Here is a 4,867-nt window from a genome sequence, read left to right on the forward strand (position 1 = left end):
CCGATACTTTAACTTTTCCTTAACAGACCTTTAACCTGATGTTAACGCTTGTCAAGTACCCGGCTGCGTAAATTTGAGAAACGATGTTCAAGTCTATAATCTCTGCACTATGAATCTTATACCTGTTTTCCAATTTCTGTTGCAGCTGGCGCTGATGCTCTTGCTGGCTCTGCTGCCTTTACACCATATGCTGGCCCAGGAAGCCGGTAAGGAAGAGCACAGAATGCACATTAAGATGATCCGTACCGCAGATGGAAAGACCGTAGTGATAGACACTACTTTTACGACTGCCACACATGATGAGCTTGTCAAAGCCATGCAGGCTGCCAGGCTCGACACAGCCCGCCTGCGTCAGCTCAACGGCAAAGTGAGAGCCTTTACTTTAGATGCCAATAAAACGGAGCTGGTAGACAGGTTGAAAGGGATACGAGGTGACACGGCCCTGCTCCGCCAACTGCAGGACGTGCACGTGCGGATGCTGGGTGCCGACAGTCTTCTCGGAAAGGCAGGCAGGCATACCATTATCATCGGCAAGGATAGCTTAGCCAGAACCCTGATCGGTAATCCGACAATGTTACTCAGAACGGAAATAGATTCTCTAAGAAGCTTCATTCTGCAAGATGGGAAAGCCCTGCGGGCACTGCAACCTGCCGGAGTTGAGCGGATCGTGGTAAATCAGATAGGGGATGCCTCCAAAATAGATTCGCTGATGCTGCTCCAGGAAGGCAAGTCCTACATCCGGATTGATCGGGATATAAACCAGGTAGAAGCGGAAAAGATCGGTATGGGCCTTCCCCGCCCCCCCTTAGCCATCTTTTTTGTAAGAGCCAAAGTGGAGGACATCACCGTGGAAGAAAAGCAGCAGCTGAAAGCCACCGGGGCACCCGTTGAAATGAAGTCAAAAGAAGAGCTGAAGGTAGAGGAGATCAACTACTATCCCAACCCCAACAATGGCCGCTTCGACATCAGCTTCACCCTCAAAAACAAAGGTACCACGGTCGTTCGCATCCTCGACAGCAAAGGCAACGAAGTGTTTGTTGACACGGTAGAGAAGCTCTCCGGGGAGTATAGCCGCCAGATCGATATCTCTCCTTTTGGTCCGGGCCTGTACTTCCTGCAGGTAGCCCAGAACGGGCGCTACCATACCAAGAAGCTGCTGGTGCAATAAAAAAGAAAGAAATCGGTTTCATCGGAAAGCCCGGGGCTGTGTAGCGCCGGGCTTTTTACTGTTTGAACCCTGACCGGGTGCAGGCAGTAAAAGAAGCAAGTCCATACCTGTCTTCTATGAAATTCCATACCTGTTATACCTTCATGCTGTTGCTGTTTTTCTTATGCCCGGCTGCCCAACTCATGGCACAGGAGCAGCCTACCTACAACGCTACCCTCGATGACTATGCCTACCTCTATCCGGTGAGTTATTTTGCTGTGGAGCAGGAAGGGAAGAAGTACAGAATGGCTTATATGGATATAAAACCGTCCCTGAAGGTGCAAAACCCGCAAACCGTGGTGCTGCTGCACGGCAAGAACTTTATGGGTGCCTATTGGGCGCAAACGATCCGCTTTTTGGCTGGCAACGGGTACCGGGTAGTGGTGCCCGATCAGATCGGTTTTGGCAAATCGGACAAGGCAGCGGTGAACTATAGCTTCCACCAGCTTGCGCAGCACACGCACGAACTGCTTAGGAGTCTCGATATTCAGCAGGCTGTCATCGTGGGCCATTCGATGGGAGGTATGCTGGCCACCCGCTTTGCCCTGATGTACCCCGAGATGACCCGGAAGCTCGTGCTCGAAAACCCGATCGGGCTGGAGGACTACCGGCTGATGGTGCCGTACAAAAATCAGCAGGAGCTGTACCAGGAAGAACTGAAGCGCACGGAAGAAGATATCCGCAACTACCACAAAACCTATTATACTGCCTGGAAACCGGCTTATGAGGAATGGGTGCGTGTGCCGGCTGCCCAGCTCCGGAGTCCTGACTATCCTGTCGTGGCCCGCGTTTCAGCCCAAACCTACGCCATGATCTACGAGCAGCCGGTGGTGTATGAATTCAACCAGGTAAAGGTGCCGGCCCTGGTCGTGATCGGGCAGGAGGATCGCACGGTGGTAGGCAAAGCCTATATTCAGGAAGAAGAAAAGAGAAAGCAGTTCGGGCAGTACCCCTTGCTTGGGCAGCAGACGGCCGATGCTATACCCGGTGCCAAATTGGTGGAGCTACCGGGCGTAGGCCACATTCCGCATGTGGAAGCGCCGGAGCAGTTTCACAAAGTACTCCTGGAGTTTCTGAAGCAATAAAGAAGGCCAGTGAAGGCTTTGAATCAATGATGGTGGTGATGGTCGTGGTCGCCGGGCTTGCTGTTGAGGTTGACCACGGTGCCCGCTCCGAAGAAAACGAACCAGCAGAGGTAGAGCGCCGAGAAATTTTCCACTTGCTTGCCGATGAACAGGAGAATCAGGTTGGCCACCAGGGTCATGATAAGGCCTGTTGCCGCCACAAACTGGTACGAGTTCATCTCCCGGGGGTCGTATATTTTGGATAATTTCATGTATGGCCTTCGATCTTGTTTCTGTCTGTAACGCTTTTCGGGGAATAGTGGTGCCCGGGTTTCAGATTAATTCCTGCAAAGATAACAGAAAGCGAAAGCATCGTGCCGGGGTAGGGCGTATTTGTGAAGCAGAATAGTTTGTGGTTGATTTATTATGTTAAGTTGTGTATTTATCTGACCTAACTGAACACACCGGGCAGCGTATACACAAGGGAAACTAAACGTTTAGCAATATGTCAATCAGAGAAGAAGATCAGCAAAATACGCCCAATAGACCCAAAAATATAAACGAAGAGCATCGCAAAGGCCAGACGATGGGCAACAAGCCCGACCCCTCAGCCAAGCGCAACGTTGGCTACGGCGGAGACCTGGAGCGGGCGGACCAGAAAGACAGCCTGGAGAACCTGCACATAGGGGGAAACGAAACAACCGGGTATGGTGCCAACAATCCCAAGAGCACAGAAGAGTTTGCCCAGGGCCCCGGTTTTGAGTATGAAGGCAGCGATACGGCGATGGATGACGATGTAAACGGTGTCAGAAGCAGAGACCAGCCACTGGGCGGAGATGATTCTGAACCCACGGACAGCGACCACAGCAGAATCTAAGGTATACATTCCCAAAACAGCAGAGGCTGGTACATTTGTACCGGCCTCTGCTGTTTCAGTTCCTGCCCAAAAAACAAAAAGGCCCCGCTATACAGGTATAGCGGGGCCTTTTAATGTTAAGACTACGTATGGTTACGCGTTCCGATGCGTCGAGGGTCTGCTCTGCCCGTTGGTCCGGGCTTCCTTGTTCCCCCACGATCCGCTGCGGCCACCGCCACCCGTACTGTTGCCACCCGAGCGATTGCCACCTCCGTTGCGGTTACCGCCACCGCGGTTGCCACCTGGTTTCGGGCCTTTGGTCGCTGGCAATGCATCCAGGTTTACCGACAGGTGAGCCGGTAAAGCAAAAGGATGGTCTGCGTTGATGACGAGTTGCTTTTTGATCAGCTTCTGGATATCGCGTAGGTAAGGGCGCTCTTCTGTGTCGCAGAAGGAAAGGGCAATGCCTTTGTTGCCGGCACGGCCTGTACGGCCAATGCGGTGCACATACGTCTCAGGCTCGTTCGGAAGCTCAAAGTTGATCACGTGCGACAGCTCTTCCACATCGATACCGCGGGCGGCAATGTCCGTAGCTACGAGCACACGGGTAGTGCCTGCCTTGAAGTTGCCCAAGGCACGCTGGCGGGCGTTCTGTGACTTGTTGCCGTGGATCGCCTCGGCCTGTATGTTGGCTTTGTTCAGGTCTTTTACCACGCGGTCGGCCCCGTGTTTGGTGCGGGTGAAGACCAGTACGCGCTCAATTTCGGAATCATCGAGTATGTGTTTCAGCAAGTGACGCTTGTCGTTCTTCTCCACCAGGTATACCGCCTGTTGCACCTTCTCGGCAGTAGACGAAACCGGAGTTACTTCCACTTTCACCGGGTTGTTCAGGATGGTATCCGCCAGCTTCTGAATAACAGGAGGCATGGTAGCGGAGAAGAAAAGAGACTGGCGCTGCTGCGGCAGAAGCGGGATAATACGCTTGATGTCATGGATAAAGCCCATGTCCAGCATACGATCGGCCTCGTCGAGTACGAAAAATTCTACTTTTTTGAGGTTGATGAAGCCTTGTCCGATCAGGTCAAGCAGACGGCCGGGCGTTGCGATAAGCACGTCCACACCCCGCTTGAGTGTCTGGACCTGTGCATGTTGCGAAACACCGCCGAAAATAACCGTATGTCGGATGCCTGTGTTTTTCCCGTAGGCGGCAAAGCTTTCGTTGATCTGAATAGCCAGCTCGCGGGTAGGGGTCAGGATAAGGGTCTTTATGGTATTGGATGATCTTTCTTTCTGATTATGCAGGAGCTGCAGGATAGGTATGGCGAAGGCTGCCGTCTTGCCTGTTCCCGTCTGGGCACAGCCAAGCAGGTCTTTGCCTGCCAGTAGATGGGGGATGGCCTGTTCCTGTATAGGCGTCGGCTGCGTATAGCCCTCCGCCTGAAGCGCCTTCAGGATAGGTTCTATTAAATTTAATTCGCTAAATGTCATGTATGATTGGTTATTGCAAGCTGCAAAGGTATGGTTATATTCTGGCTTGCTGTGATTTATTTAATTCCGGCAGCTCTCACCGGATAGGAAATGGAGTATATACATCGATTACGGGTACAACAGGAGGATGAAGGCAATAATTCAAAGAAGAAAGAAATATATACAGGCAGGTAGAGGCACGCCGCTGGAGGGACGGGTCGCGACCCGTCCGGATCGTGCACCAGGTATAGGTATAGCGGGTCAGGACCTCGC

At 52.4% G+C, this 4,867-nt stretch carries 5 protein-coding genes; 3 read left to right on the forward strand and 2 right to left on the reverse strand.

The genetic code is table 11. From position 1 onward, the window contains the following. Nucleotides 1-109: 109 nt before the first annotated feature. Nucleotides 110-1,168 carry a T9SS type A sorting domain-containing protein gene (locus tag OB13_RS17205; protein WP_461491416.1) on the forward strand — a complete coding sequence of 353 codons (1,059 nt, stop codon included), beginning with the start codon at nucleotides 110-112 and terminating at the stop codon, nucleotides 1,166-1,168. A gap of 116 nt (nucleotides 1,169-1,284) precedes the next feature. After that, nucleotides 1,285-2,292 (forward strand): alpha/beta fold hydrolase, encoded by a 1,008-nt coding sequence (locus tag OB13_RS17210; RefSeq protein ID WP_461491417.1) that lies wholly within the window; start codon nucleotides 1,285-1,287, stop codon nucleotides 2,290-2,292. A gap of 23 nt (nucleotides 2,293-2,315) precedes the next feature. Here the strand turns inward: OB13_RS17210 and OB13_RS17215 are convergent, their stop codons facing one another. After that, complete coding sequence (locus OB13_RS17215) at nucleotides 2,316-2,543, reverse strand: hypothetical protein (protein WP_461491418.1); 228 nt, start codon at nucleotides 2,541-2,543, stop codon at nucleotides 2,316-2,318. A gap of 233 nt (nucleotides 2,544-2,776) precedes the next feature. Here OB13_RS17215 and OB13_RS17220 point away from each other — a divergent pair, with 233 nt between their 5' ends. Beyond that, nucleotides 2,777-3,148, forward strand: a complete 372-nt coding sequence (locus OB13_RS17220; protein WP_461491419.1) for a hypothetical protein — start codon at nucleotides 2,777-2,779, stop codon at nucleotides 3,146-3,148. A 132-nt stretch (nucleotides 3,149-3,280) separates the two neighbouring features. On the opposite strand, the gene OB13_RS17225 is transcribed toward OB13_RS17220, so the two are convergent. After that, nucleotides 3,281-4,615, reverse strand: coding sequence for a DEAD/DEAH box helicase (locus tag OB13_RS17225; protein ID WP_461491420.1), 1,335 nt, complete (start codon nucleotides 4,613-4,615; stop codon nucleotides 3,281-3,283). Between the last annotated feature and the right edge of the window lie 252 nt (nucleotides 4,616-4,867).

The sequence above is a fragment of the Pontibacter sp. HJ8 genome, assembly GCF_054824225.1.